General features: G+C 64.3%; 25 protein-coding genes. 13 read left to right on the top strand and 12 right to left on the bottom strand.

Annotated elements, in window-relative coordinates:
• Nucleotides 1-19: 19 nt before the first annotated feature.
• The 10 genes from cheD to WNM05_RS07170 all read right to left on the bottom strand — a co-directional run bounded on the left by cheD (nt 20) and on the right by WNM05_RS07170 (nt 11586).
• Nucleotides 20-625 carry a chemoreceptor glutamine deamidase CheD gene (gene cheD, locus WNM05_RS07215; RefSeq protein ID WP_434633744.1) on the bottom strand — a complete coding sequence of 202 codons (606 nt, stop codon included), beginning with the start codon at nt 623-625 and terminating at the stop codon, nt 20-22.
• Nucleotides 622-1695: a protein-glutamate methylesterase/protein-glutamine glutaminase gene (locus tag WNM05_RS07210; RefSeq protein ID WP_434633742.1), complete on the bottom strand. Its 1074-nt coding sequence runs from the start codon at nt 1693-1695 to the stop codon at nt 622-624. The genes cheD and WNM05_RS07210 overlap by 4 nt, the downstream gene beginning before the upstream one ends.
• A gap of 5 nt (nt 1696-1700) precedes the next feature.
• Nucleotides 1701-2588, bottom strand: a complete 888-nt coding sequence (locus WNM05_RS07205; protein WP_434633741.1) for a CheR family methyltransferase — start codon at nt 2586-2588, stop codon at nt 1701-1703.
• A complete protein-coding gene (locus WNM05_RS07200) occupies nt 2573-6202 on the bottom strand; it encodes a methyl-accepting chemotaxis protein (protein WP_434633739.1) in 3630 nt (1209 codons plus the stop codon). The genes WNM05_RS07205 and WNM05_RS07200 overlap by 16 nt, the downstream gene beginning before the upstream one ends.
• Nucleotides 6203-6230: 28 nt before the next feature.
• Nucleotides 6231-6728: a chemotaxis protein CheW gene (locus WNM05_RS07195; RefSeq protein ID WP_434633738.1), complete on the bottom strand. Its 498-nt coding sequence runs from the start codon at nt 6726-6728 to the stop codon at nt 6231-6233.
• Between the two features lie 20 nt (nt 6729-6748).
• A complete protein-coding gene (locus tag WNM05_RS07190; RefSeq protein WP_434633736.1) occupies nt 6749-8983 on the bottom strand; it encodes a chemotaxis protein CheW in 2235 nt (744 codons plus the stop codon).
• Between the two features lie 40 nt (nt 8984-9023).
• The gene (locus WNM05_RS07185) at nt 9024-9389 is read right to left on the bottom strand and encodes a response regulator (protein WP_101707245.1); all 366 of its coding nucleotides are present in this window, start codon (nt 9387-9389) and stop codon (nt 9024-9026) included.
• Between the two features lie 182 nt (nt 9390-9571).
• Complete coding sequence (locus WNM05_RS07180) at nt 9572-9886, bottom strand: STAS domain-containing protein (RefSeq protein ID WP_434633735.1); 315 nt, start codon at nt 9884-9886, stop codon at nt 9572-9574.
• Nucleotides 9887-10049: 163 nt separating this feature from the next.
• Nucleotides 10050-10364 (bottom strand): STAS domain-containing protein, encoded by a 315-nt coding sequence (locus WNM05_RS07175; protein WP_434633734.1) that lies wholly within the window; start codon nt 10362-10364, stop codon nt 10050-10052.
• A 64-nt stretch (nt 10365-10428) separates the two neighbouring features.
• Nucleotides 10429-11586 carry a sensor histidine kinase gene (locus tag WNM05_RS07170; RefSeq protein WP_434633731.1) on the bottom strand — a complete coding sequence of 386 codons (1158 nt, stop codon included), beginning with the start codon at nt 11584-11586 and terminating at the stop codon, nt 10429-10431.
• A gap of 177 nt (nt 11587-11763) precedes the next feature.
• Between WNM05_RS07170 and WNM05_RS07165 the strand changes: the two genes are divergently transcribed.
• Genes WNM05_RS07165 through WNM05_RS07125 form a run of 9 tightly spaced genes read left to right on the top strand, consistent with a single transcriptional unit; the run spans nt 11764 to nt 20153 of the window.
• Nucleotides 11764-12717: a chemotaxis protein gene (locus WNM05_RS07165; RefSeq protein WP_434633729.1), complete on the top strand. Its 954-nt coding sequence runs from the start codon at nt 11764-11766 to the stop codon at nt 12715-12717.
• 42 nt (nt 12718-12759) lie between these two features.
• Complete coding sequence (locus tag WNM05_RS07160; protein WP_434633726.1) at nt 12760-13701, top strand: chemotaxis protein; 942 nt, start codon at nt 12760-12762, stop codon at nt 13699-13701.
• A 51-nt stretch (nt 13702-13752) separates the two neighbouring features.
• A complete protein-coding gene (gene cheY, locus WNM05_RS07155; RefSeq protein ID WP_021478560.1) occupies nt 13753-14148 on the top strand; it encodes a chemotaxis response regulator CheY in 396 nt (131 codons plus the stop codon).
• Between the two features lie 45 nt (nt 14149-14193).
• Nucleotides 14194-14952: a protein phosphatase CheZ gene (gene cheZ, locus WNM05_RS07150; protein WP_434633722.1), complete on the top strand. Its 759-nt coding sequence runs from the start codon at nt 14194-14196 to the stop codon at nt 14950-14952.
• A gap of 41 nt (nt 14953-14993) precedes the next feature.
• Nucleotides 14994-16904: a chemotaxis protein CheA gene (locus WNM05_RS07145; RefSeq protein WP_434633721.1), complete on the top strand. Its 1911-nt coding sequence runs from the start codon at nt 14994-14996 to the stop codon at nt 16902-16904.
• Between the two features lie 16 nt (nt 16905-16920).
• Nucleotides 16921-18144, top strand: coding sequence for an EAL and HDOD domain-containing protein (locus WNM05_RS07140; RefSeq protein ID WP_434633719.1), 1224 nt, complete (start codon nt 16921-16923; stop codon nt 18142-18144).
• A gap of 31 nt (nt 18145-18175) precedes the next feature.
• Complete coding sequence (gene tsaB, locus WNM05_RS07135) at nt 18176-18847, top strand: tRNA (adenosine(37)-N6)-threonylcarbamoyltransferase complex dimerization subunit type 1 TsaB (RefSeq protein ID WP_434633717.1); 672 nt, start codon at nt 18176-18178, stop codon at nt 18845-18847.
• Nucleotides 18844-19287 (top strand): ribosomal protein S18-alanine N-acetyltransferase, encoded by a 444-nt coding sequence (gene rimI / locus WNM05_RS07130; RefSeq protein WP_434633716.1) that lies wholly within the window; start codon nt 18844-18846, stop codon nt 19285-19287. The genes tsaB and rimI overlap by 4 nt, the downstream gene beginning before the upstream one ends.
• Nucleotides 19284-20153, top strand: a complete 870-nt coding sequence (locus WNM05_RS07125; RefSeq protein WP_434633715.1) for a uracil-DNA glycosylase — start codon at nt 19284-19286, stop codon at nt 20151-20153. Before rimI ends, WNM05_RS07125 begins: the two co-directional genes overlap by 4 nt.
• 140 nt (nt 20154-20293) lie before the next feature.
• On the opposite strand, the gene rpmG is transcribed toward WNM05_RS07125, so the two are convergent.
• Both rpmG and rpmB read right to left on the bottom strand, forming a co-directional pair.
• Complete coding sequence (gene rpmG / locus WNM05_RS07120) at nt 20294-20449, bottom strand: 50S ribosomal protein L33 (protein ID WP_017506994.1); 156 nt, start codon at nt 20447-20449, stop codon at nt 20294-20296.
• Between the two features lie 34 nt (nt 20450-20483).
• Nucleotides 20484-20717 carry a 50S ribosomal protein L28 gene (gene rpmB / locus WNM05_RS07115; RefSeq protein ID WP_011137003.1) on the bottom strand — a complete coding sequence of 78 codons (234 nt, stop codon included), beginning with the start codon at nt 20715-20717 and terminating at the stop codon, nt 20484-20486.
• Between the two features lie 265 nt (nt 20718-20982).
• On the opposite strand from rpmB, the gene WNM05_RS07110 reads away from it, so the two are divergent.
• From WNM05_RS07110 to ftsB, 4 genes are all read left to right on the top strand, one after another.
• On the top strand, nt 20983-22623 hold the full coding sequence (locus WNM05_RS07110) for a CTP synthase (RefSeq protein ID WP_434633713.1): 1641 nt from the start codon (nt 20983-20985) through the stop codon (nt 22621-22623).
• Between the two features lie 5 nt (nt 22624-22628).
• Nucleotides 22629-23480, top strand: coding sequence for a 3-deoxy-8-phosphooctulonate synthase (kdsA, locus tag WNM05_RS07105; protein WP_434633712.1), 852 nt, complete (start codon nt 22629-22631; stop codon nt 23478-23480).
• Nucleotides 23481-23560: 80 nt separating this feature from the next.
• Nucleotides 23561-24844, top strand: coding sequence for a phosphopyruvate hydratase (gene eno / locus WNM05_RS07100; protein WP_434633711.1), 1284 nt, complete (start codon nt 23561-23563; stop codon nt 24842-24844).
• A gap of 4 nt (nt 24845-24848) precedes the next feature.
• Nucleotides 24849-25169, top strand: a complete 321-nt coding sequence (ftsB, locus tag WNM05_RS07095) for a cell division protein FtsB (RefSeq protein WP_101707231.1) — start codon at nt 24849-24851, stop codon at nt 25167-25169.

The following is a 25169-nucleotide window of genomic DNA, read 5'->3' as shown; positions in this document are numbered from 1 at the left end:
CCGGCGCCAGCGCGCCTTGCTAAATGAATAGATCGATATCACCGGTCTTGGCGCCCTCGTTCCGCTCCAGGATGCGGCCGCGATAAGGCATTTCCTCCTTGATCGCGCTGCTGCTGCGCTTGAGCTTCTTGATCAGCACCTTGCCGGTGTTGGTGAAAAAATAGACTTTGCGCGCGCAATCGCCCAGCAGGTCTTCCGCCAGGACCGGAATCTGCTCATTGGCCAGATAGCCGCGGATGAAGTTGGTGTTGCGCTCGCCGACATTGACCACCGTCATGCCGTCCAGCACATTGCCGGCGCCGAAGATCTTGGCCTCCAGCCTGTGCCGCATCGCGCCGAGCTTTTGCATGTCGGTGATCAGCAGCTCCATCGCGTTGACGCCGAAACGGGCCGCCGAGGTGCCGGCCCCGAGATCCAGCGAGCCTTCCGGCAGCAGGAAGTGGTTCATGCCGGCCACGCCCGATATCCGGTCGCTCAGGCAGACCGCGACGCAGGAGCCCAGCAGCGTCACCAGCATCCGAGGCTGATCGGTCGCGTGGAACTCGCCGGGGAACACCTTGACCGCCGTCATCTGGAAGTGCTTGTCGAAATACTGATGGCTGTTCGGCGCGTCCTGATGGCTCATGGCCCCACTCTTTCCGCCTGGCCCTGCAGGCATTCGACTACCTTGGACGCCAATCTGCCCAGCGGATGGACATGCATCACCGCCCCCACGCGGAACGCTTCGCGAGGCATGCCGTATACCACGCAGCTGGCCTCGTCCTGCCCGAACGTGATCGCCCCGGCGTCGCGCATCCTCAGCATGCCCTCGGCGCCGTCCCGCCCCATGCCGGTCAGAATCACGCCGATGGCGTTCTTGCCCAGATGCTGGGCGGCGGAGTCGAACAAGGGGTCCACCGCCGGGCGATGGCGGTTGACCGGCTCGCCGCGGTCCAGCGCGATCAGATAGCCGCCGGCGCCGCCCGGCCTGACCCGCATATGCGAATGCCCGGGCGCGATATAGGCGGTTCCGGACTGGACCGGTTCGCCGTTCTCCGCCTCCTTCACCCGCATCGGACACAGCTTGTCCAGCCGCGCGGCGAACGTGAAGGTGAAATGCTCCGGCATGTGCTGGACGATCAGTATCGGCGGCCCGTCGGCCGGCATGCCGGACAGGAAATCCTTGATCGCCTCGGTGCCGCCGGTCGAGGCGCCGACGAAGACCATCGCATTGCGCCGCCAAGCCGCGCCGATGACGGCGTTCCCGGCCGGCGGCGGCTGGCGGAAGCGCTGCGGCTGGCGCAGGCGGGCCGCCGCCGCCATCCTCAGCTTGTCGCGTATCTCGTCGGCGTACTCCTGCATGCGCCGCGAAACGTCCTCGCTGGGCTTGTGCACGAAATCGACCGCGCCTATCTCCAACGCCGCCAGCGCGGTTTCGGAGCCGGCTTCGGTCAGCGACGAGATCATCAGTACCGGCGTCGGCTTCAAGCGCATCAGCCGGCGCAGGAACTCCAGGCCGTCCATCCTCGGCATCTCCACGTCCAGCGTCACCACATCCGGACTGGTCTCGCGTATGCGCTCGCGGGCGATCAGCGGATCGGAGGCGGTCGCCACCACCTCCATGTCCGGCGCCTCGTTGACGATGCTGGTCAGCAGATTGCGGATCAGCGCCGAATCGTCGACCACCACCACCCGGATCTTCCTCTGATCCGCCATAGCCGCTACTCCCCGCCGCCGTGGCAAGCCAGGCGATAGGCCGTCCGGCCGCAAGCGGCGAAGGCATCGCTCAAATGCATGATGTTCTCCGAATGCCCGAGCAGCAGCATGCCGTCGGGCTTCAGGCATGTTTCCATCTTGGCCAGTATTTCCGCCTGGGTGGCGCGGTCGAAATAGATCAGCACATTGCGGCAGAAGATCATGTCGAATACGCCGATATCGGGCCAGACCGGCGCCACCAGATTGAACTGGAAGAACGACGGGACGTTGCGCACCCTGGTCTTCAGCCTGACCTTGCCCTCATTGCTGCCGGTCCCGCGGTCGAAATAGCGCCGCAGCAGCGGCAGCGGCACTTTTTCGACCCGCTCCAGCCCGTAGACGCCGCGCGCCGCGTGCTGCAGCACATTGGTGTCGATATCGGACGCCAGCAGCTCGAAATCGCCGCCGCCGGGTTCGCTCCAGACCTCCAGCAGCGTGATCGCGATCGAGTACGGCTCCTCGCCGGTCGACGAGGCGGAACTCCATACCCGGAACGTTTCGCCGGAGCGGCGATGCCGGCCGGCATGGTCGCGCAGCATGTCGAAATGGTGCGACTCGCGGAAGAAGGAGGTCAGATTGGTGGTCAGCGCATTGATGAAGTTCTGCCACTCCTCGACCTCGCCTCCATGCTGCAGCAGATCCAGATAATCGGAGAAACTGCGTAAGCCGCGCGAACGCACCCGCTTGGCCAGCCTGGCGTAAGCCATGTGGGTCTTGGAATCGTTCAGCGATATGCCCACCCGCTGGTACAGCATGTCCCTGACGCGCTTGAAATCGCTCTTGGTGAAGCTGAGCCCCGCCTCGTCCTCCATATCCGACTCCCGCCGCCCCTTCTCCGTCAGAACTCCTCCCATGCCCCGTCGCCGGAATCGCCCTGCGGACGGATGGGCTCTATCGCCTTCTGCCGGATCTGGTAGCTGCCGGCATGGTCGCCGCTGCGGGACGCCGCCGCCATCACGGCAGCGGCGCCGTGGCCGGCCGGGGCGTGGGCCGTCGGCGTCGCCCGCGATGTCGGCGGCTTGCCGTGCAGCAGCTTCTCGTCCAACTTGAACACCGCCACCGCGTCGGACAGATAACGGGCCTGTTCCTCCAGGGACTCGGCCGCCGCCGCCGCCTCCTCGACCAGCGCCGCGTTCTTCTGCGTGCCCTCGTCCATCTGGGTCACCGCCAGGTTCACCTGTTCGATGCCCGAGCTCTGCTCGGCCGAGGCGGCCGAGATATCGCTCATGATGTCGGCGACGCGGCGTATCGACACCACGATCTCGTTCATCGTCCGGCCGGCCTCGTCGACCAGCCGGCTGCCCGACTCCACCTTGTCCACCGAATTGCCGATCAGCGACTTGATCTCCTTGGCCGCCGCCGCCGAACGCTGAGCCAGATTGCGCACCTCGCTGGCCACGACCGCGAAGCCGCGGCCCTGCTCGCCGGCGCGGGCCGCCTCCACCGCGGCGTTCAGCGCCAGGATATTGGTCTGGAAGGCGATGCCGTCGATGACGCTGATGATGTCGACGATCTTCTTGGCGCTCTCGTTGATCTCGTTCATCGTCGACACCACGTCGCCGACCACCTTGCCGCCGCGGGCGGCGATGTCGGACGCGCCGGTGGCCAGAGAATTGGCCTTCTTGGCGTTCTCGGCGTTCTGCTTCACCGTGCTGGTGATCTCTTCCATGCTGGACGCCGTCTCCTCCAGGCTGGCCGCCTGCTGCTCGGTGCGACCGGACAGATTGGAGTTGCCGGCGGCGATCTCCTTCGCCGCGGTATTGATCGCGTCCGTGGAGTCCTTGATGTTGGCGACGATCTCCTTCAGCCGCTCCACCGTGGCGTTGCTGTCGGTCTTCAACTGGCCGAACAGGCCGTCGTAGTCGGCGCTGATGGTCTTGGTCAGATCGCCCTTGGCCAGCGCGCCGAGCACGCCGGCGATATCGCCCAGCCCCCTGCTGGTGACGCCCAAGAGCTGGTTGATGCCGTCGCCGAGCAGCTTGAAGAAGCCCTGCTTGCCGTCCACGTCGATGCGCTTGCCGAATTCGCCGGCGGACGCGGCGCGGACGATCTCGGCCACTTCGTGCTCGATCTGCACCTCGGCGGTCCGGTCCTTCCATTCGACCACCGAGCCCAGCCGGCCGCCGTCGGAATCGAAGACCGGATTGGCGACCAGCGCGAAGATGCGTCCGCCGACCGAGATCTCGGTGCGGTAGGTGGAACGCAGATTCGCCAGCAGGTCGCGCTGATGCGCCGGGTTCTTGTGGAAATCGTCTATGCTGGCGCCTATCAACCGGCGCACGTCGAAATTGGGCAGTTCCTTGCGCAGGTCCATCTCGACGCCGCGCAGCATGTCGGTGACGCTGTGGTTCATATAGATGATGGTGCGCTCGTTGTCGGCGATCATCACATTGGTGGTGCAATTGTCCAGCGCGCTGCGTATCCGCGCGTTCTCGCCGGCGATGCGGCGCTCCTCGGCGGCTCGCGCCTCGTTCTCGCTCTGCAGCCGCAGGGCCTCGGTATTGTCCTGCCACTCGACCACCGCTCCCAGCCGCTCGCCCTGGGCATTGATGATGGGCGACAGGATCAGGCCGAAAGTGCGCCCGCCGACGCTGATCGTCGAACGGTGGGTTTCCCTGACCTGCTGCAGCACGCCGTGCTGGTACGACGGATTGCGGTGGAAGTCGTCTATCTTGCTGCCCAGCAGGCTGGACGAGGAAAAGCGCGGGATGTCGCGGCGGATGTCGGCCTCGGCCAGCTGGAACATCCTCAGCACGGACTGGTTGGCGTAGATGATGTGGTGGCTCTCGTCGGCGATCATCACATTGGTCGTGCACACGTCCAGCGCGCTGCGTATCCGCGCGTTCTCCGCCGCCAGCCGGCGTTCCTGCTCGGCGCGCTGTTCCGCCTCGCCCTGCAGCCGCAGCATCTCGGTATTGTCCTGCCATTCGACCACGTCGCCGAGCCGCTCGCCCTTCCCGCCCAGTATCGGCGTCAGGATCAGGCCGAAAGTGCGGCCCCCGACATTGATGGACGAACGGTGCGTGCCTCGCACCTGCCGCAAGAGGCCGTGCTGGTAGGACGGATTGCGGTGGAAGTCGTCTATGCTGGCGCCCAGCAGGCCGCCGACGGAAAAGCGCGGGATGTCGCGGCGGATGTCGGCCTCGGCCTGGCGGAACATCTCCAGCACCGCCTGGTTGGTGTAGATGATGCGGTGATCCTCGTCGGCGATCATCACATTGGTCGTGCACACGTCCAGCGCGCTGCGTATCCGAGCGTTCTCCGCCGCCGCGCGCCTGTCCTCGGCCAGCCTCGCCTCCTCGACCGCCTTCTGCTCCAGCTCGCGGGTGGCGTCCACCCACTCGACCACCGCGCCCAGCGAACGGTTCTGCCGGTCCACGATGGGCGTCAGCACCAGGCTGAACGTGCGGCCGCCGACCTGGATGGAACTGCGGTGCGTGCTGCGCACCTGTTGCAGCACCCCGCGCTGATAGGCGGGATTGCGGTGGAAATCGTCTATGCTGCTGCCCAGGATCGTCCTGGCGGAGAACTGCGGCAGATCGCGGCGGATGTCGGCCTCGGCCTGCTGGAACATGTCCAGCACCGCGCGGTTGGCGTACACGACCTTGTGCTCGGCGTCGGCGATCATCACATTGGTGGTGCACACGTCCAGCGCGCTGCGTACCCGCAGGTTTTCCCGCATACGCTCGACCACGTCGCGCAATAGCGCGAACGGACTGCCGCGGTCGCCTTCGCGGACGCGGAACTCGGTGCGCACCTCGCCGTCGGCCAGCTCGCGCAACACCGCCGCCAGCACCTGCGGGTCGCCGCCGAACTGCCGCTCGGACGCTCGCGCCAACAGCCACAGCAGGGCCAGGGCCAGCGCCAGCAGCACGCCGCCGGCCGTCCACAGCTCGCCGCCGGCCGAAGCGGCGGCGCCGCCGAATCCGGTCTGCGTCAGCTTCAATGCCTGCTCGCCTTCGAAGCGGGCATACTGGTTGACGGCATCCTGGTATTTGAACGCCGCCGGCAACAGCGTGGCGGCGAGGAAACCGTGCACCTCGTCGACGCGGCCGCCGGCCAGCAACTGGCGATAGCCGGCCAGTTGATTGCGCAGCGCGGCGTCGTGATTGCGCGCGGCGTCCAGCAGCGGCTTGCCGTCGCTGGACACATGGGCCGACAGGCCGTTCAGCCTGCCGGTCACGGCGTCCAGCGCGTTCTCCAGCTGAGTCTGCCTCGCCCGCTGCTGCGCCAGGTCATTGCCGCCCTGCAGCGCGGCCAGCAGTCCCAGCAACTGGCCGGTGGCCTGCTGGGCGCGGCTGGCCTGAGCCAGCTGGCCGACCTGCACCGTCTGTCCGGCGACAAAATCGTCGGCGGCGCCCTGCATCCGGCGCTGCTGCGACTGCGCGAGGAACAGGACCGCCGCCATCGCCGCCACCAACAGCCCGAACCCCAGGGCCAGCTGATGCCTGAACTTCATCTCGCTCATCTTGCGTCTCCCCATTCCGGTCCGGTTCTCAAACCCGGGCGGCCACATCGGTCAAAGCCATCTCGTCGCTGCTCATCAACCGCTCGATATCGACGACGATGATCATCTGCTCCTCCACCGTACCCAACCCCTCGATGTAAGCGGTATCGACGCTGGCGCCGAACTCCGGCGGCGCCCGCATCGAATCCTTGTCCAGCTGGATCACGTCGGACACCCCGTCCACGACGATGCCGACCGTCCGCTGGTTGACGTTGAGGATGATCACAACGGTGAACTCGTTGTACTGCGGCTCGCCCAGCCCGAACTTCAGCCGCAGATCGACAATCGGCACGATGCTGCCGCGCAGATTGATCACCCCCTTGATGAACTCCGGCGCGTTGGCGATGCGGGTCACCGTGTCGTAGCCTCGGATTTCCTGCACCTTCAGGATGTCGATGCCGTACTCCTCGCTGCCCAGCGTGAACACCAAGAGTTCGCGCGCCGCCGCGCCCCTCGCCTGCACGTCGTTCAGATTGTCGCCTCGCATGCCTCGCCCTCCGGGGCGGCTCACTCGACCACGCCGGCCGCCTGCTGGGCGGCCTGCGGCGCGGCCCGTTGGCCGCCGCTGGCGCGGGCGATGGTTGATATGTCCAGGATCAGCGCCACCTGGCCGTCTCCCAGTATCGTGGCGCCGGACAGGCCGTCCACCTTGCGGTAATTGGTTTCCAGATTCTTGACGACGAACTGCTGCTGGCCGATCAGGTCGTCGACCAGCAAGGCCACGCGGGCGTCGGACGCCTCGACGATGACCAGGATGCCCTCGTCGACCGCAGACTTGGCTCCCGCCACGCCGAAATAGCGTCCCAGCATGACGATGGGCAGGTATTCGCCGCGTATGTGCACCACCTCGCCGCGGCCGGCCACCGTCTTGATCTCGCGCCGGGCCGGCTGCAACGACTCCAGGATGAAGCCCAGCGGCAGCACGTAGATCTCGCCGCCCACCCGCACCGACATGCCGTCCATGATGGCCAGCGTCAGCGGCAGGCGTATGCTCATCGTGGTGCCGACGTCCGGCATCGAATCGATCTCGATTCGGCCGCCCATGTTCTGGATGTTGCGCTTGACCACGTCCATGCCGACGCCGCGGCCTGACACGTCGGTGACCTCGGCCGCGGTGGAGAAGCCGGCTTCGAAGATCAGCCCCCACACCTCCGGGTCGGAAATGCCGTCCGGCACCGCCATGCCGCGCTCGCGCGCCTTGGCCAGGATACGCTCGCGATTCAGGCCGGCGCCGTCGTCGCTGACCTCGATGACGATGCTGCCCCCCTGGTGGAAGGCCCGCAGCGTCAGCCTCCCCGTCGGCGACTTGCCCTTGCCCTGCCGCTCCTCCGGCGATTCGATGCCGTGGTCCAGGCTGTTGCGCACCAGGTGGGTCAGCGGATCGGACAGCTTCTCGATGAAGCCCTTGTCCAGCTCGGTGTTCTCGCCGACCATCTTCAGCTCCACCTTCTTGCCGAGCCGGCTGGCCAGATCGCGCACCACGCGCGGGAAACGGTTGAACACGAAGGCGATCGGCGTCATCCGTATCGACATCACCGCCTCCTGCAATTCGCGCGAATTGCGCTGCAGCGCGCTGATGCCGTTCAACAGGCGCTCGTGCTCGACAGGGTCGAGCTGGCTGCCCGACTGCATCAGCATCGACTGGGTGATCACCAGCTCGCCGACCAGATTCAGCAACAGATCGACTTTCTCGATATTGACGCGGATGGAGTTCTCGGCCCCGGCGGCCGCCTTGTCGGGCTGGCGCGCCGCGGCGGGCGGGGGCGCGGCCGCCGGCTTGGCCGCTTCCTCGGCGGATTTGACGAGGCCGGGCGCCTGGGCAAACAGGCCGAAACCGTCCCCTTCCATATCCCGATCGGACTCGCCCGTCGACGCGGCGGCCGGCCGTTCGAACAGGCCGAAACTGCCGTCCCGTTCCATCGCCGCCAGCGGATCGCCCGCCGTCGGCAGCGGCTCGAACAGGCCGAAGCCTCCATCGGCGTCCTCTTCCCCAAGCGGTGCCGGACGACCGGCCTCGACGCTGTCGCCGGCTTGGAAAAAGCCGAAGGCGCCGCTGTCCTCTACCCCCTGGTCCACGCTGATGCGGTACTGCCCCGGCGCCAGCATGAAGGCCAGCGACTCGGCCACTTCGGACGCTTCCAGCGCCGAAGTGAACACCGCCACCCACGGCAACTCCTCGACGGCGTCGCCGTCCTGCACCACGGTCAGGTCGCCGTGTACCGCCAGCGCGTCGAACACCTTGCGCGCATCGACGCCGTCCACCGGCATCAACTCGACGAACAGCGTCCACAGCCGGCCGTCGTCGCCGGGCTCGCCGTCCGCCACCGCGGCGGGAGCATCCCCGCCGTCGTCCTCGGCCGAAACCGCGCCGCTCTCGATCTCGGTCAGCTGGCGCTTCACCTCCTCGGCTTCGGCTGGATCGGCCTCCCCGCCGCCCTTGTGGGCCGACAGCATGTCCAGCAGCACATCCTTGGCCCGCAGGAACACGTCCACCATCGGCGCGGTCAGCGCCATGCTGCCCTTGCGCACCCTGTCGAGCAGGTTCTCCAGCACATGGGTCATATCGGCCATGTCGGAGAAGCCGAACGTGGCGGCGCCGCCCTTGATCGAGTGGGCGGCGCGGAAAATCGCGTGCAGGTCTTCGGATTCCGGACAAGACACGTCCATCGCCAGCAACAGCGACTCCATGCTTGCCAGATGCTCGTCGGCCTCGTCGAAGAACACCTGGTGGAACTGCGACATATCGATTGCCACAATCGTCCCCCGGTAGCGGTGCAGGCGCTCAGCCGACCAGTCGCTTCACGACATCGAGCAGCTTCTGGGGATCGAATGGCTTGACCAGCCAGCCGGTGGCGCCGGCGGCGCGGCCCAGCGCCTTCATCTGGTCGCTGGACTCGGTGGTCAACATCAGGATGGGAGTGGCGTTGTAGGACGGCTGCTTGCGCAGCGAACGGATCAGCGTCAGACCGTCCATGCCCGGCATGTTCTGGTCGGTCAGCACCAGATCGAACTGCATCCCCTGCGCCTTGCTCAGGCCGGCATTGCCGTCCACCGCCTCCGCCACCTCGTAGCCGGCGCTCTTCAAGGTAAAACTGACCATCTGACGAATCGACGCCGAATCGTCCACCGTGAGGATTTTTTTCGCCATGGCATTCCCGCTATCGAGTGATTCCCGTTGTCACGACCACTGCCACTGCACGCCCCGCCCGTCCCCTGCTTTTTTTACATGCCGGTCCGCCGGCAATAATATCGGCATAGCACATCCCGGCATCCGCTCCTCTTAACGCGCCGCATCAAAGCGGTTCCGGGGCGCTCGAAACAGCCCGCCCCTCAGATCGGCAGGAAATTGAACTCCCGGAACAAGCCGACGGCCTCGAAAGCCCGTTTCACCTCCGGCTTGCAATGGATCAGCGTCAGCGAGGCCTTCTTCGCGACCATCAGCCGCTCCCGGAACAGCAACAGCATGCCCAGCGCCGAGCTGTCCAGCGAAGGCACTTGCTCGAAATCGATGCGGATGTCCTTCGCCACGTCGTTTTCCAGCAAGGCCTGGCTGGCCTGGCGAAACTCGCGGTGCAGATTGAAATCGAACGGGCCGATCAGCATCATGATCCCAATATCGCCGTCGAACTGGACAATCGGTTTCATAGCGTACCCTCAAGGCTTCCCCGAACCGTCCGCCACGGTCGGTCCGCGACGGGAAACGGGCGCACGCCCGGACCGCCGCGACGCAGGCCGCAGCCCGGGAGACGCTGTGACAGAGATTCCGCGCCGGGCGGCGGGCGCGGATGAAGAACCGGTCGCCCGCGCCTCAGCCGGCCGGACGGATGGTGAACATCTTGTTGAAGCAGGCGATCTCGAACACCTGCATCACCGCCTCGTGGCAGTTCACCAGAATCATCGACTTTTTCTGCCCCGCGGCGCGCTCCTTCAACAGCAGCAGCATGCCCAGCGCGGAACTGTCCAGAAAAGGCACCTGGTCGAAGTCGACATGAATCTCCTGCACCGACCCGTTGTCCAGCAACTCCTGGCTGGCCTGGCGGAAATCCCGGTGCAGGTTGAAGTCGAACTGCCCAATCAGGATCATCTTCCCGACATTCCCCTCGACTTTCACGATCGGTCTCATCGCAATCCTCGGCTTTCCAATAGACTCGCAGACAAATCGAACGGGCATCGCGCAGCGCGCGGCGCTAGCGCGGACACGCCGGCAAGCGCAACTCGAAGCAGGCGCCGCCCGTCACCTTGTTGTAACAACGTACATCGCCTCCCAGCTCTTCCGCCACCTTCTTCACGATCGCCAGCCCCAGCCCGGTGCCGCCGGGACGCAGCGTGAAGAACGGTTCGAAAATCCTGTCCATCGCGGCGGCGTCCACCCCGGGCCCGCTGTCGTCGACCCGGAACACCACGCCGTCAGCCTGCTCGACGACCGCCAGTCCGATCCGGCCGCCGGCCGGCGTGAACTGCAGCGCGTTCTCCAGCAAATTGATCAGCGCGCCCTGCAAAACCTTGCGGTCCACCAAGACCGTTATGGCAGAAGTATCCGGCAGATTGCAATCAAAAAACACACCTTTGTCATGGCATTGCGGCGCCAACGCAGGACAAACGTCATCAAGCAAGGCGGCCACCTCCACCGTTTCCAGCGAGGACACCTGGCCGCGCACATAGCCCAGCATGTTCTGGATCAGCCCCTCCAGCGCCCGCATCCGCGCCAGACTCTTGTCGACGAAGCGCGCCCGGTCCTCCGGCCTGGGGATGTCCTGCTTCAAGTTGGCCGTATACAACATCGCGCTGGCCAGCGGCGTACGCAGCTGATGGGCCAGCGCAGCCGCCATGCTGCCCATCGACGCCAGCTTCTGCTGCTGCGCCAGCTCGCCGGTCAGCTGATGCAGCCGGGTCACGTCGTGAATAAGCACAATGCGGCCGCCGGAAGCCGGCAATTCCTGATACTGCAGCGTCAGGCGCCTAATGCCTTCAGCATGTTCCAGTTCATAGGTGTCGTCCAGCTCGGAACGCTGCAGCCGGCTCAACAAGTCGGACCACATTTCACCTTTATAACAACCATTTAACAGCGATTCGGCAGCCAGGTTCTCGGCGATCACCCGTCCATCCGGCGCCAGTTCCACGACGCCGGCCGGCAAGACCTTGAGCAGCAAGCCCAGGCGCTCGGCCAGCGCCGCGTTCTCGTCGCGCTGTTTTCGCAACTGGTTGTTGGCCTCGTCCAGCTGGGCGTTCAAGACATTGACCTGGACCTCAAGTTGCCTATACGCATCAATGAGTTGACCGGACACGGCATTGAACTGTTCGAATGCCGCCTCCAGTTGCTGCTGATCCTTCAGGCTTGAAACCATAGTCGTCACCGCTTCACTGTCATTTGTAAAAACCACTTAAACGGTATGATAATGATCAGCTGACGGTCAGCCAACTTGCAGCCTGCCGGGCCGCAAGCAAAAAAAACCGGGAAAAACTCATACGTGGCGTATAAAGGGAAGTAGTGCGCCATTCCAAAAGATGCTGCGGAGGTTTCTGTGTCAGAGCTTCTCAAAAAAATCGACGCCAGAACCAAACTGGCGGGCACCAACAAGCTGGAAATCCTGCTGTTTTCATTGGGGCATGATCAGCGTACCGGTCGTAAAGAGGTTTTTGGTATTAATGTGTTCAAAGTGCGTGAAGTGATGCGCACGCCGGAAATCACCTCGGCGCCGGAAATGCCGTCGTCGGTGGAGGGCATGGTCAGCCTGCGTGGCGCGCTGGTACCGGTGATCGACCTGGCCAAATACGCCGGCATCGTGACCAGCAACCGGCCCGAGATCATGATCGTGACCGAGTACAACGGTCACACCCAGGGTTTCCTGGTGGAGGCGGTGGATACGATTCTGCGGCTGGACTGGTCGGCGATGCGGGTGCCGCCAGATATGATCACCAACCGCATGGCGGGCCTGGTGACGGCCGTCACCGAGCTCGAAAACGGCACGTTGGTGATGATGATGGACGTGGAAAAAGTGCTGGCGGAAACCAGCATCATCGACGACGGCCACAGCTTCATCAATATCGAACCGGTCAAGGAAGAGCGCCGCATCTTCTTCGCCGACGACAGCGCGGTGGCGCGCAAACAGATCGAGCGCACGCTGGAGGCGATGAACATCCGCTACACATCGGCCATCAACGGCATGCGCGGCTGGGAAGATTTGCAAAAAATGGCGCAACAGGCGGAAGCCGCCGGACGCAAGCTGTCCGACGAGCTGCACCTGGTGCTGACCGACGTGGAAATGCCGGAAATGGACGGTTATATGCTGACCAAGATGATCAAGAGCGATCCGCGCTTCGCCGGCATTCCGGTGCTGATGCATTCGTCGCTGTCCGGCTCGTCCAACCAGAAGCTCGGCGAATCGGTCGGCGTGGACTCCTACGTCTCCAAGTTCGAACCGCAGAAGCTAGCCAGCAAACTGCGCCAGATGCTGAAACTGGAACCCAGCAGCTAACCACGGTCTTCATCAAGATTTTCAAGGGATAGGGATTACGACATGCCTAGCACCGACGCCTCCTTGCTTGCCAGTGTTGACGCCAGGACCAAGCTTGCCGGCTCCAACAAGATGGAGATTCTGCTGTTCTCGCTGGGAACGCGTGAGACATTCGGCATCAACGTGTTCAAGGTGCGCGAAGTCTCGCAGACGCCGGCCATCACCAAGACGCCCAATATGCCGTTCGGCGTCGAAGGCGTGCTGTCGTTGCGCGGCAACATCATCCCGGTGATCTCGCTGGCCAAGTTCATCGGCCACGACCACACCGAGAGCAAATTCGACACGATGATCGTCACCGAGTTCAACAAGAGCACCCAGGCCTTCCTGGTGGACTCGGTGGACCGCATCATCCGCGTCGACTGGGACAAGGTTCGCGCGCCCGAGAACATCATGGCCGCCGCCGGCACCAACCAGAACCTGATCACCGCCGTCACCGAACTGGAAAACGGCAAGCTGGTCTCCATTCTGGACGTCGAGCAGATCCTGGCCAGCGTCGTCGGCGAGCCGCGACTGCCGGACGTGCCGACCGCGCAGCTGGAAACCGACCAGTACATCTTCTTCGTCGACGACTCGGTGGTGGCGCGCAAGGAAATCACCGGCGTGCTGGAAAAAATGGGCATCAAGTTCCAGCAGGCGACCAACGGCCGCGAGGCCTGGGATCGCCTGCAGGTGCTGGCCGGACGCAACTGGGCCGACGGCGAATGCCTGCACGACTACCTGAAAATCATCCTGGTCGACGCCGAAATGCCGGAGATGGACGGCTACGTGCTGACCAAGCTGATCAAGTCCGATCAGCGCTTCAAGGGCATTCCGGTGATCATGCACTCGTCGCTGTCGTCCAACGCCAACCGCGCGATGGGCTCCAGTGTCGGGGTGGATTCCTACGTTGCCAAGTTCGACCCCGGCGTTCTGGCAGAAACTTTGATTCCATTCCTGCAAAGGTAGTCGCTACAATGTGCGCCTTGATGGAACATAGATAATTCAGGATATACCTCGATGTCAGACAAGAATATGCGATTCCTGGTCGTGGACGACTTTTCTACCATGCGCAGAATCGTCCGCAACCTGCTGAAAGAGTTGGGTTTCACCAACGTCGACGAGGCCGAGGACGGCCAGGTCGCGCTGCACAAGCTGAAAACCCAAAGCTTCGACTTCGTCGTCTCCGACTGGAACATGCCCAATATGACGGGCATCGAGCTACTCAAGGCCGTGCGGGCGGATCCCCAGCTGAAGCATTTGCCGTTCATGATGATCACCGCCGAAGCCAAACGGGAGAACATCATCGAAGCGGCCATGGCAGGCGCCAGCGGCTATATCGTCAAGCCGTTCACCGCCGCCACCATGGAAGAGAAGATGAGCAAGATCTTCCAGAACATGAACAAGCCAGCCTGAGCATCAAAACAAGACTGCCCGCATTTGCATTGAGGAGGACTGAACGTGCCGGATCATATTATGGACAACGGAGACTCGCCGGAACTGGAAGCGCTGTTCGACAGCATCGCCCAGCAGCAGGATAGCGAGCCCCAGCCGCCCGCCGCCGCCGCATCGACCGGCGAAGAGGCCGGCGCCAAAATGTTCTCGAGCGAGACCAGTCCTTCGACGATGTACGAACACATCGGGCAGATGACCCGCAAGATGCATGACGCCCTGCGCGATCTGGGTTACGACAAGTCGCTGGAAAAAGTGGCCGAAACCATTCCCGACGCCAAGGACAGGCTGGCCTATATCGCCACGCTGACCGAAAACTCCGCCGAGCGCGTGCTGAACGCCACCGACATCGCCAAGCCGTTCCAGGACAATCTGGAAAGCCAGGCGCTGGCGCTGAGCGAGCGCTGGGAAAAACTGTACGCCAATCTGCTGACCATCGAAGAGTTCAAGCGCCTGGCGGAAGAAACCCGCCAATACCTGAAGGACGTGCCCAGCCAGACCCAGGCCACCAATACCCAGTTGCTTGAAATCGTGATGGCGCAGGACTTCCAGGACCTGACCGGCCAAGTGATCAAGAAAATGATGGGCATGGTCAAGATTCTGGAAACCGAGCTGGTCAGCTTCCTGATCGAGTTCTCTCCCGACGAGAAGAAGGGCGAACTGAATACCAGCCTGCTGAACGGCCCGGTGATCAATCCGGAAGGCCGGACCGACGTGGTCAACAGCCAGCAGCAGGTCGACGACCTGCTGGAAAGCCTGGGCTTCTAAAGCAACGCAAGCAAGACAACGCAGAACGGGTGGGGTGAAATATGAGCGAATTTGGCGGCATGGAAGAGTTGCTTCAGGACTTCCTGATGGAGTCCACCGACCTGCTGTCCGACGTGGACAACAAGCTGGTCGAGCTGGAAAAGCGCCCGGAAGACAAGGCTCTGCTCAATGACATCTTCCGCGGCTTCCATACGATCAAGGGCGGCGCAGGCTTCCTCAACGTCATCCCGATGGTCAATCTGTGCCACCGCACCGAGAATCTGTTCGACAAGCTGCGCAACGGCGAGATGCACATCACCCCCGAGGTGATGGACGTGATTCTCGACGCCACCGGCATCGTCCGCGACATGTTCGGCACGCTCGGCCAGGGATTGATGCCGGGCGACGCCGACGCACGCGTGCTGGCCGCGCTGGACGCCGCGCTGGCCGGCGAATCGCTTGCCGCCGAACCGGCTGCCGCCGCCCCGGCCCCGGCCGCTGCGCCCGCCCCGGCTCCGGCCGCCCCCGCGACCGCGCCGGCCCCGGCAGGCGACGGTCCCGACTGGAACCAGCTGTATCAGGCGGTCGCTCCGGCCGCCGCGCCCGCCGCCGCAGCGGCTCCTGCGCCCCAAGCGGCCGCCGCCGCGCCTGCCCCGGCTCCGACTGCCGTCGCCGCGCCTGCCGCGGCTGCCAAGCCCCCGGCGCCGAAACCGGCGCCGCCGAAGCCGGCCGGCGGCGCGCCCGCCGCCAGCGGACCGCAGGAAAACACCATCCGCATCGATACCGTGCGCCTGGACATGGTGCTGAACCTGTCCGGCGAAATCGGCCTGACCAAGAACCGCCTGACCACGCTGCGCACCGAGATCCTGCAAGGCAACCGCGACACCAACACGCTGCGCTCGCTCGACGAGGCGATCAGCCAGCTCGACCTCCTGGTCAGCGATCTGCAGAACGCGGTGATGAAGACCCGCATGCAGCCGATCGGCCGCCTGTTCCAGAAATACCCGCGCTTGGCGCGCGACCTGGCGCGCCAACTGGGCAAGGAAGTGGAGCTGGTGCTGTCCGGCGAGGAAACCGAGCTCGACAAGACCATGATCGAGGATCTGAACGATCCGCTGGTCCACTTGGTGCGCAATGCCGTCGACCACGGCATCGAGTCGCCGGAAGAGCGCATCGCCGCCGGCAAGAAGCCGCAGGCGCTGGTGCAGCTGACCGCCGAACAGGTAGGCGACCACATCCTGATCGAGATCACCGACGACGGCAAGGGCATGAACCCCGACGCGCTGCGTCGCAAGGCCATCGAAAAGGGCCTGATCGACCAGGAAACCGCCAACTCGCTGGACGAGAAGCAGTGCCTGCAGCTGATCTTCCTGCCCGGCTTCTCGACCAAGGACCAGATTTCCAGCGTGTCCGGTCGCGGCGTCGGCATGGACGTGGTCCGCACCAACATCCAGAAGCTGAACGGCCGCATCGACATCAACTCGGTCGGCGGCGAAGGCACCCGCATCAGCATCTCGCTGCCGCTGACCCTCGCCATCCTGCCGGTGCTGGTGGTCCGCGCCTGCAACCAGCCGTTCGCGGTGCCGCTGGCGATGGTGCGCGAGATCATCACCATCGACAACAGCGCCATCCAGGAGGTTTCCGGCAAGCCCACCATCGTCGTCCGCGACGAGATCCTGCCGCTGAAGACCCTGGCCGGCCTGCTGGGCTGGGCCCCGACGCAGAAGCCGCACTTCGGCGTGCTGATGCAGTCGGCGGAAAAGTCGTTCATCCTGGCGATAGACTCCTTCGTCGGCCGCGACGACGTGGTGATCAAGCCGCTGCAGAACATCCGCCCGAAAGGCGTGGCCGGCGCCACCCTGTCCGGAGACGGCTCCGTCGTGCTGGTGCTCGACATGGAGGATCTGCTCGCCTCCAGCGAAAACAGCAACGCCCCGGCGATACGAACAACGGATGTGATTGCCACCGGATAATCACTAGGGTGCAGTTATGACCTCGAACACCGCCTTCATCGGACGGCAGCCGGTCCTGAACCGCAATCAGCAGCTCATAGGTTATGAGCTGCTTTTTCGTCCCAGCAGCGATGCCGTCGGCGTCGGCAAGCACACCGAGTTGCAGGCCGACACCGACGTGCTGGTGAACACGCTGAACAATATGGGCACCAGCTGGCTGATAGGCAACAAGCTCGCCTTCATCAATGTCGGCGAAACGATGCTGAACAGCGACTTCCTCGAGCTGCTGCCCCCGCGCCGCATCATCCTCGATCTGTCTCCGCGCATCGTGCCCAGCAACGAGCTGCTGTCGCGCGCGCGCCACCTGCGCTCGATGGGCTTCGGCATCGCGCTGGACGATTTCAGCTTCGAATCGCCGGCCGCCGCCTTTCTCGAGCTGGCCAACTACGTCAAGCTGGACATCCAGAACCAGGACACCACCCGCTTCCAGATGCTGGCCGCCAGGCTGCGCAGCTATCCGCTGATCCGCATCGCCGAGCGGGTGGAAACCCACGCCCAGTTCCATCTATGCAAGGAATTGGGCATGGACGGCTTCCAGGGCTATTACTTCGCCAAACCGGAAACGCTGGCCGCCAAGGTGATACACCCGGCGTTCAACAACACGCTGGAATTGCTGAACCTGCTGCGCATGGATGCCGACATCCGCGACATCGAACAGGTCCTGAAACGCGATGTGGCGCTGTCGTACAAGCTGCTGCGCTACGTCAACTCCGCCGCCGCCGGGCTCAATACGACGATCAGCTCCTTCTCCCACGCGGTCACCGTGCTGGGCTACCAGAAGCTGTATCGCTGGTTGACGCTACTGCTGGTCACCGCCTCCGACGACAACAACGCGCCGCCGGCGCTGCAGAAGACCGCCATCACCCGCGGCCGCTTCATGGAACTGCTGGGCGTCGCGCTCGGCGAGCGCCACGACGTCAACGACAATCTGTTCATCGTCGGCTTGTTCAGCTTGCTGGACGTGCTGTTCGACATGGCCATGGACAAGATCATCGAGCACCTGCAACTGCCGGCGCCGATCACCGACGCGCTGCTGCACCGGCGCGGCGAGATGAGCCATTACCTGGAGCTGGCCCGCGCCTGCGAGGACGGCACGCTGGACGGCGTGCCGCAGCTGTGCGAGCAACTCGGCCTGTCCAGCGAGCAGCTGAACCAGGCCCACATCTCGGCGCTCGCCTGGGTAGAGGAACTGGGCTTATAATTCCCAACCTCGCAAGGTTGCATCAAGCCCAATGAAACTGTTAGCCCTGGACACGTCCACCACCTATCTGTCGCTGGCACTGAGCCACGGCAGCGACATGCTCGTCTTCCACCGGTGCGTGGAGCAGAAGCACGCGGAACGCACGCTGCCCGAAGTGTCGCGCCTGCTGGCCGAGGCCGGCGTCTCGCTGTCGTCGCTGGACGGCATCGCCTTCGGCCAGGGACCGGGCTCGTTCACCGGCTTGCGCATCGCCTGCGGCGTCGCCCAGGGGCTCGCCTACTCCGCCGACCTGCCGGTCATCGCCATCCCGACGCTGGACAATCTGGCCTTCCAGGCCGGGGACGGACTGGTCCAGGTCTGTTTCGACGCCCGCATGCAGCAAGTCTACAGCGCGCTATACCGCACCGGTCCCGACTGGGAGCGGCTGGGTCCGATCGCCGTCGTCTCGCCCGAAGACGTGGCGCTGGCCGAAGGCGCCACCATGCTGGCCGGCGACGGCTTCGACAGCTACCCGCATCTGCTGGCGGACGCCCGCGAACGGTTGCCGCTGTCGCCGCACGCCCGTCCGCACGCCGCCGCCTACATCCGGCTGGCCGAAAGCGGCCGCTATGCCGCCGTCCACCCGCGCGAGGCCGAGCTGCTCTATGTGCGCAACAAGGTGGCGCTGACCTCGGTCGAACAGCAGCAGGCCCGCAGCCGATGAGCGCAGTCCGCCGCTTCCAGCCCGACGATCCGCAACTGCTGGCCGACCTGGAGCAGCAGGCCACGCAGCATGGCTGGCGCGTCGGACAATACCGCGACAGCCTGGCCGCCGGCTACCCCTGCTACGGCCTGTTCGACGACGCCGGCGCGCTGATCGGCTTCGCGCTGATCATGCGCGTGCTGGACGAGGCGGAAATCCTCAACATCGTCATCGCCAAGGAACACCAGGGCCAGGGCCGCGGCTTCGCCTTGCTGCAGGCGGTGCTCGGCGAGCTGCGCGACGACTGCTGCCGCCGGCTCTTCCTCGAGGTGCGCGAAAGCAATACGCCGGCGCGCCGCCTGTACCAGCGCTGCGGCTTCCACCAGTGCGGCCTGCGCAAGAACTACTATCCGGCCGCCCACGGCCGGGAACACGCGATCCTGATGGAGGCGTCCCTATGAGCCGCGCCGCGCTGCTGCAGCAGGAAATGGGCCTGGGACCGGCCTGGCAGGCCCGTGCCGGCTGGTTCGAACAACATCCGGCGCAGCTGTTGCGCCAGGCTCCCGCCGACGGTGACGCCGAAGAGCCGGCGGCACTTGCCGCCGAGATCGCGCCCGAGCCTCAGCCCGCCGCCGTCGCGCCGACGGCGGCGCCGCAACAAAGCGCGCCGGCGGCCCCGCCTCCGGTCGAAACCGCTCCCGCGCCGATCGAGCAGCCGGTCCCGACGCCCGAACCGCTGCGCGCCGAGCTTCGCACCGAGCTCGCTCCAATCGACTGGCCGCAGTTGCAAAGCCGGGTGGCCGGATGCCAGGACTGCCGGCTGTGCGAAACCCGGACCCAGACGGTGTTCGGCCGCGGCAATCCGCAGGCGCGCTGGATGCTGATAGGCGAAGCCCCCGGCGAGAACGAGGACAGGCAGGGCCTGCCCTTCGTCGGCCGCGCCGGCCAGCTGCTGGACAATATGCTGCAGGCCGCCGGACTGGACCGCGAGCAGGACGTCTATATCGCCAACGTGCTCAAATGCCGCCCGCCGGGCAACCGCAACCCCGCCCCGGACGAGATCGCCGCCTGCAATGGCTATCTGCTGCAGCAGATCCGCCACATCCAGCCGACGCTGATCGTCGCGCTGGGCCGCTTCGCCGCCCAGACGCTGCTGGAAACCGAGGATTCGATAGGCCGGCTGCGCGGCAAGGTGCACCGTTACCAGGGCGTGCCGCTGGTGGTCAGCTACCACCCCGCCTACCTGCTACGCAACCAGCCGGACAAGGCCAAGGCCTGGCAGGACCTGCTGCTGGCGCACAAGGTGTTCCGCCAGGCCGGAAACTGACGAAGCGCGAGCCGGGAAAACAAAAGGCCAGTCGGATGACTGGCCTTTTCTTCGCGCACTTGCCGACAAAAACCGCCGGCCAAACAAAAAACCCTTCTCCGTGCACCAGAGAAGGGCTCTTCTTACCACAGGCAACCAGCTTATTTCAGCTTGGTTTCCTTGTACAGAACGTGCTTGCGGGCAACGGGATCGAACTTCTTGATCTCCATCTTTTCCGGCATGGTGCGCTTGTTCTTGGTGGTGGTGTAGAAGTGGCCGGTACCAGCAGTGGATTCCAGCTTGATCTTATCGCGCATGATGTATACCTCAGTGCTTTATCTGGTTGACCGCTTAGATCTCGCCGCGAGCGCGCAGATCAGCCAGCACGACATCGATGCCCACCTTGTCGATGGTACGCAGTGCGGCGTTGGACACGCGCAGGCGCACCCAGCGGTTTTCGCTCTCCACCCAGAACTTGCGGTATTGCAGGTTCGGCAGGAAACGACGTTTCGTCTTGTTATTGGCGTGGGAAACATTGTTCCCGGTCATCGGACGCTTGCCGGTGACTTTGCAAACTCGCGCCATGGTTAAACTCCCAAAACCGGTAAAAGCTGGCTTTATAACATAGAAAAAGCCAGAAATTCAAGCAGGACACGCACCCAAAGCTGCCGGGCGCGCTCTTAATGAAACAGTCGGCGGGCATTGTAACGGATTCGCCACAGCGACGCGAGCACTATCGGCAACGTCGTCGCCGAGTGTTGCATTCTTTCCTGCAACAAGATGGTATCAGGTGATTCAACTCCCGGCGATTTCAGGGTAAAATCCCGGATTCCCACAGAGCCGTAATCTCATGACCAAGTACATCTTCGTAACCGGTGGCGTGGTGTCCTCCCTGGGCAAGGGCATTGCCGCCGCGTCGATCGCCGCAATCCTGGAATCCCGCGGGCTGAAAGTCACCATGCTGAAGCTCGACCCCTATATCAACGTCGACCCGGGCACGATGAGCCCATTCCAGCACGGCGAAGTGTTCGTCACCGAAGACGGCGCGGAAACCGACCTCGACCTCGGCCACTACGAGCGCTTCATCCACGCCAAGATGAAGAAGAGCAACAACTTCACCACCGGCCAGGTGTACGAATCGGTCATCACCAAGGAACGTCGCGGCGACTATCTGGGCGGCACCGTTCAGGTGATCCCGCACATCACCGACGAAATCAAGCTGAAGATGAGCGAAGGCGCGGCGGAAGCCGACGTCGCCATCGTCGAGATCGGCGGCACCGTCGGCGACATCGAATCGCTGCCCTTCCTGGAAGCCATCCGCCAGATGCGCTCCAACCACGGCCGCAAGAACACGCTGTACGTGCACCTGTCCTACGTGCCCTACATCGCCACCGCCGGCGAAATCAAGACCAAGCCGACCCAGCACTCGGTCAAGGAACTGCGCGAGATCGGCATCCAGCCGGACATCCTGCTGTGCCGGATGGACCGCGAACTGCCGGAAGACGAGAAACGCAAGATCGCGCTGTTCTGCAATGTCGAAGAGAACGCGGTGATCGGCTGCTACGACTCCGACTCCATCTACAAGGTGCCGGGCATGCTGCACGCCCAGGGCATAGACGACATCATCGCGGAACAGCTGCAGCTCGACCTGCCGAAGGCGGACCTGTCGGTGTGGAACGGCATCATCGACGCGATCCAGCACCCGGACCACAGCATCAATATCGCGATGGTCGGCAAGTACGTCGATCTGACCGAGTCGTACAAATCGCTGACCGAGGCGCTGAAGCACGCCGGCATCCACACCCGCACCAATGTCAACATCGTCTACGTCGACTCGGAAGAGATCGACCGCGACGGCGCCGAGTCGCTGCGCGACATGGACGCCATCCTGGTGCCGGGCGGCTTCGGCAAGCGGGGCGTCGAGGGCAAGATCAAGGCGGTCAAGTTCGCCCGCGACAACAACATCCCCTACCTGGGCATCTGCCTGGGCATGCAGATCGCGCTGATCGAATACGCCCGCGACGTGGCAGGCATGGCCGGCGCCAACTCCACCGAATTCGACCTCGACACCGACTTCCCGGTGGTGGCCCTGATCGACGAGTGGGTCAACCACGACGGCAAGATCGAGAAGCGCGACGAGAACTCCAATCTGGGCGGCACGATGCGCCTGGGCGGCCAGCAATGCGACCTGGTTCCCGGCTCGCTGGCGGCGCGCGTCTACGGCGACACCGAGATCGTCGAGCGCCACCGTCACCGCTATGAAGTGAACAACTACTACATCCAGCGCCTGGAAGCGGCCGGCCTGACCATCAGCGGCCGTTCGTCCGGCCACGAGAAGCTGGTCGAGACCATAGAGCTGGCGAACCACCGCTGGTTCTTCGCCTGTCAGTTCCACCCGGAATTCACGTCCACCCCGCGCGATGGCCACCCGCTGTTCATCGCCTACGTCAAGGCGGCGCTGGCATACCAGGCGGACAAGCAGGGAAGCTGAAGTCGATGAAACTGTGCGGGTTTGAAGTCGGCCTCGACCGGCCCTTGTTCCTGATCGCCGGCCCCAGCGTGGTGGAAAGCGAGCAGATGGCGCTGGACACCGCCGGCCGGCTGCAGGAAATCGCCTCCGGACTGGGCATCCCTCTCATCTACAAGTCGAGCTACGACAAGGCCAACCGCCCGGCGGTCGGCGCTTTTCGCGGCTTCGGCATAGATCAGGGGCTGCGCATCCTGGACGAGGTCAGGCGCCAGATCGGCGTGCCGGTGCTGACCGACGTCCACACCGAAAACGAGGTGGTCCAGGTGGCCAGCGTCGTCGACGTCGTGCAGACGCCGGCCTTTCTGGCCCATCAGGCCGACTTCATCCGCGCGGTCGCCCAATGCGGCAAACCGGTCAACATCAAGAAGGGCCAGTTCATGGCGCCCGGCGAGATGCGGCAGGTCATCGTCCGGGCGCGCGAAGCCGCCCGAGAGGCCGGCCTGGAGGAAGACAACTTCCTCGCCTGCGAGCGCGGCGTGACCTTCGGCTACAACAATCTGGTATCCGATATGCGGGCGCTGGCCATCATGCGCGAGGCCGACTGCCCGGTGGTGTTCGACGCCACCCATTCGGTGGAACTGCCCGGCGGCCGCAGCGACAGCGGCGGCCTGCAACGCCAGTTCGTGCCGGTGCTCGCGCGCGCCGCCGTGGCGGCCGGCGTCGCCGGCATCTTCCTGGAGACGCACCCCGACCCCGACCGCGCCCTGTGCGACGGCGCCAACGCCTGGCCGCTGAGCCGCGTCGAAGAGCTGCTGACCACGCTCAAGGCGCTGGACGGGCTGGTCAAGCAGAATCCATGGCCTGAGCACTCGCTGTAATACACAGCCGGTAGAGTCCGCCGGGTCGTCCCGGCGGACCGCCTCTGCAAGTTCAACCGAAAGCTATGAAGGGAAAGACAATGAGTTCGATCGTTGACGTAGTCGCTCGTGAAATCCTGGACTCCCGCGGCAATCCGACGGTGGAAGCCGACGTATTGCTGGAATCCGGCGTGATGGGTCGCGCCGCCGTGCCGTCCGGCGCCTCCACCGGCACCCGCGAGGCGCTGGAACTGCGCGACGGCGACAAGAGCCGCTACCTGGGCAAAGGCGTGCTGAAGGCCGTCGACAACATCAATACCGAGATCTGCGAAGCCATCATCGGCCTCGACGCCTCCGACCAGGCCTTCATCGACAAGACGCTGATCGAACTCGACGGCACCGAGACCAAGTCCCGCCTCGGCGCCAACGCCATGCTGGCCGTGTCGATGGCCGTGGCCCGCGCCGCCGCCGAAGACGCCGGCCTGCCGCTGTATCGCTACCTGGGCGGCGCCGGCCCGATGGCGCTGCCGGTGCCGATGATGAACGTCATCAACGGCGGCGAACACGCCAACAACACGCTGGACATCCAGGAATTCATGATCATCCCGGTCGGCGCGCAGACCTTCCGCGAAGCGCTGCGCATGGGCGCCGAGATCTTCCACAACCTGAAGAAGATCTGCGACGGCCACGGCTACGCCACCACCGTCGGCGACGAGGGCGGCTTCGCTCCGAACCTGGAAAGCCACGAAGACGCGATCAAGCTGATCCTGGAAGCGGTAGACGCCGCCGGCTACGTCGCCGGCCAGGACGTGATGATCGCGCTGGACTGCGCCGCCTCCGAATTCTTCCGCGAAGGCCGCTACCACCTGACCGCCGAAAAACTGTCGCTGAGTTCGGAAGAGTTCGCCGACTACCTGGAAAACCTGGTCAACAAATACCCGATCATCTCGATCGAGGACGGCATGGCCGAGCAGGACTGGGCCGGCTGGAAACTGCTGACCGAGCGTCTGGGCCAGAAGGTGCAGATCGTCGGCGACGACGTCTTCGTCACCAACCCGAAGATCCTGGCCGAAGGCATCGCCAAGGGCGTCGCCAATTCGCTGCTGGTGAAAGTCAACCAGATCGGCACGCTGTCGGAAACCCTGAAAGCAGTTGATCTGGCCAAGCGTTCCCGCTATACCTGCGTTATGAGTCACCGCTCGGGCGAGACCGAGGACAGCACCATCGCCGATCTGGCAGTCTCCACCAACTGCATGCAGATCAAGACCGGTTCGCTGTCGCGCTCCGACCGCATGGCCAAGTACAACCAATTGCTGCGCATCGAGGAAGAGCTGGGCGACGCCGCCCACTATCCGGGCCGCGCGGCGTTTTACCATCTGAAGTGATTGCATGCGCTGGCTGACCGTGACCCTGGTATCCGTGATCCTCGCCTTGCAATGGCCGCTATGGTTCGGCAAGGGCAGTTGGCTCAGGGTCTGGCAGCTGGACAAGCAGCTGCAGGAACAGCGGGCGACCACCCAAAAGCTGGTCGCCCGCAACGCCGCCCTGGACGCCGAAGTCCGCGACCTGAAACAGGGCAGCGACGCAATAGAGGAAAGAGCTAGGAACGAACTTGGCATGATCCGCAACGGCGAGGTGTTTTTCCAGCTGCTGGACTCCAGCAAGAACACGCCGCTGGACAGGCATCCGACGGACACTCACTCCCGCTGA

It is taken from the genome of Chromobacterium sp. CV08, from assembly GCF_051129845.1.
Taxonomy (GTDB): Bacteria; Pseudomonadota; Gammaproteobacteria; order Burkholderiales; family Chromobacteriaceae; genus Chromobacterium.
The sequence above is the reverse complement of the archived record's forward strand: the minus strand, read 5'-3'. Positions and strand labels throughout refer to the sequence as shown.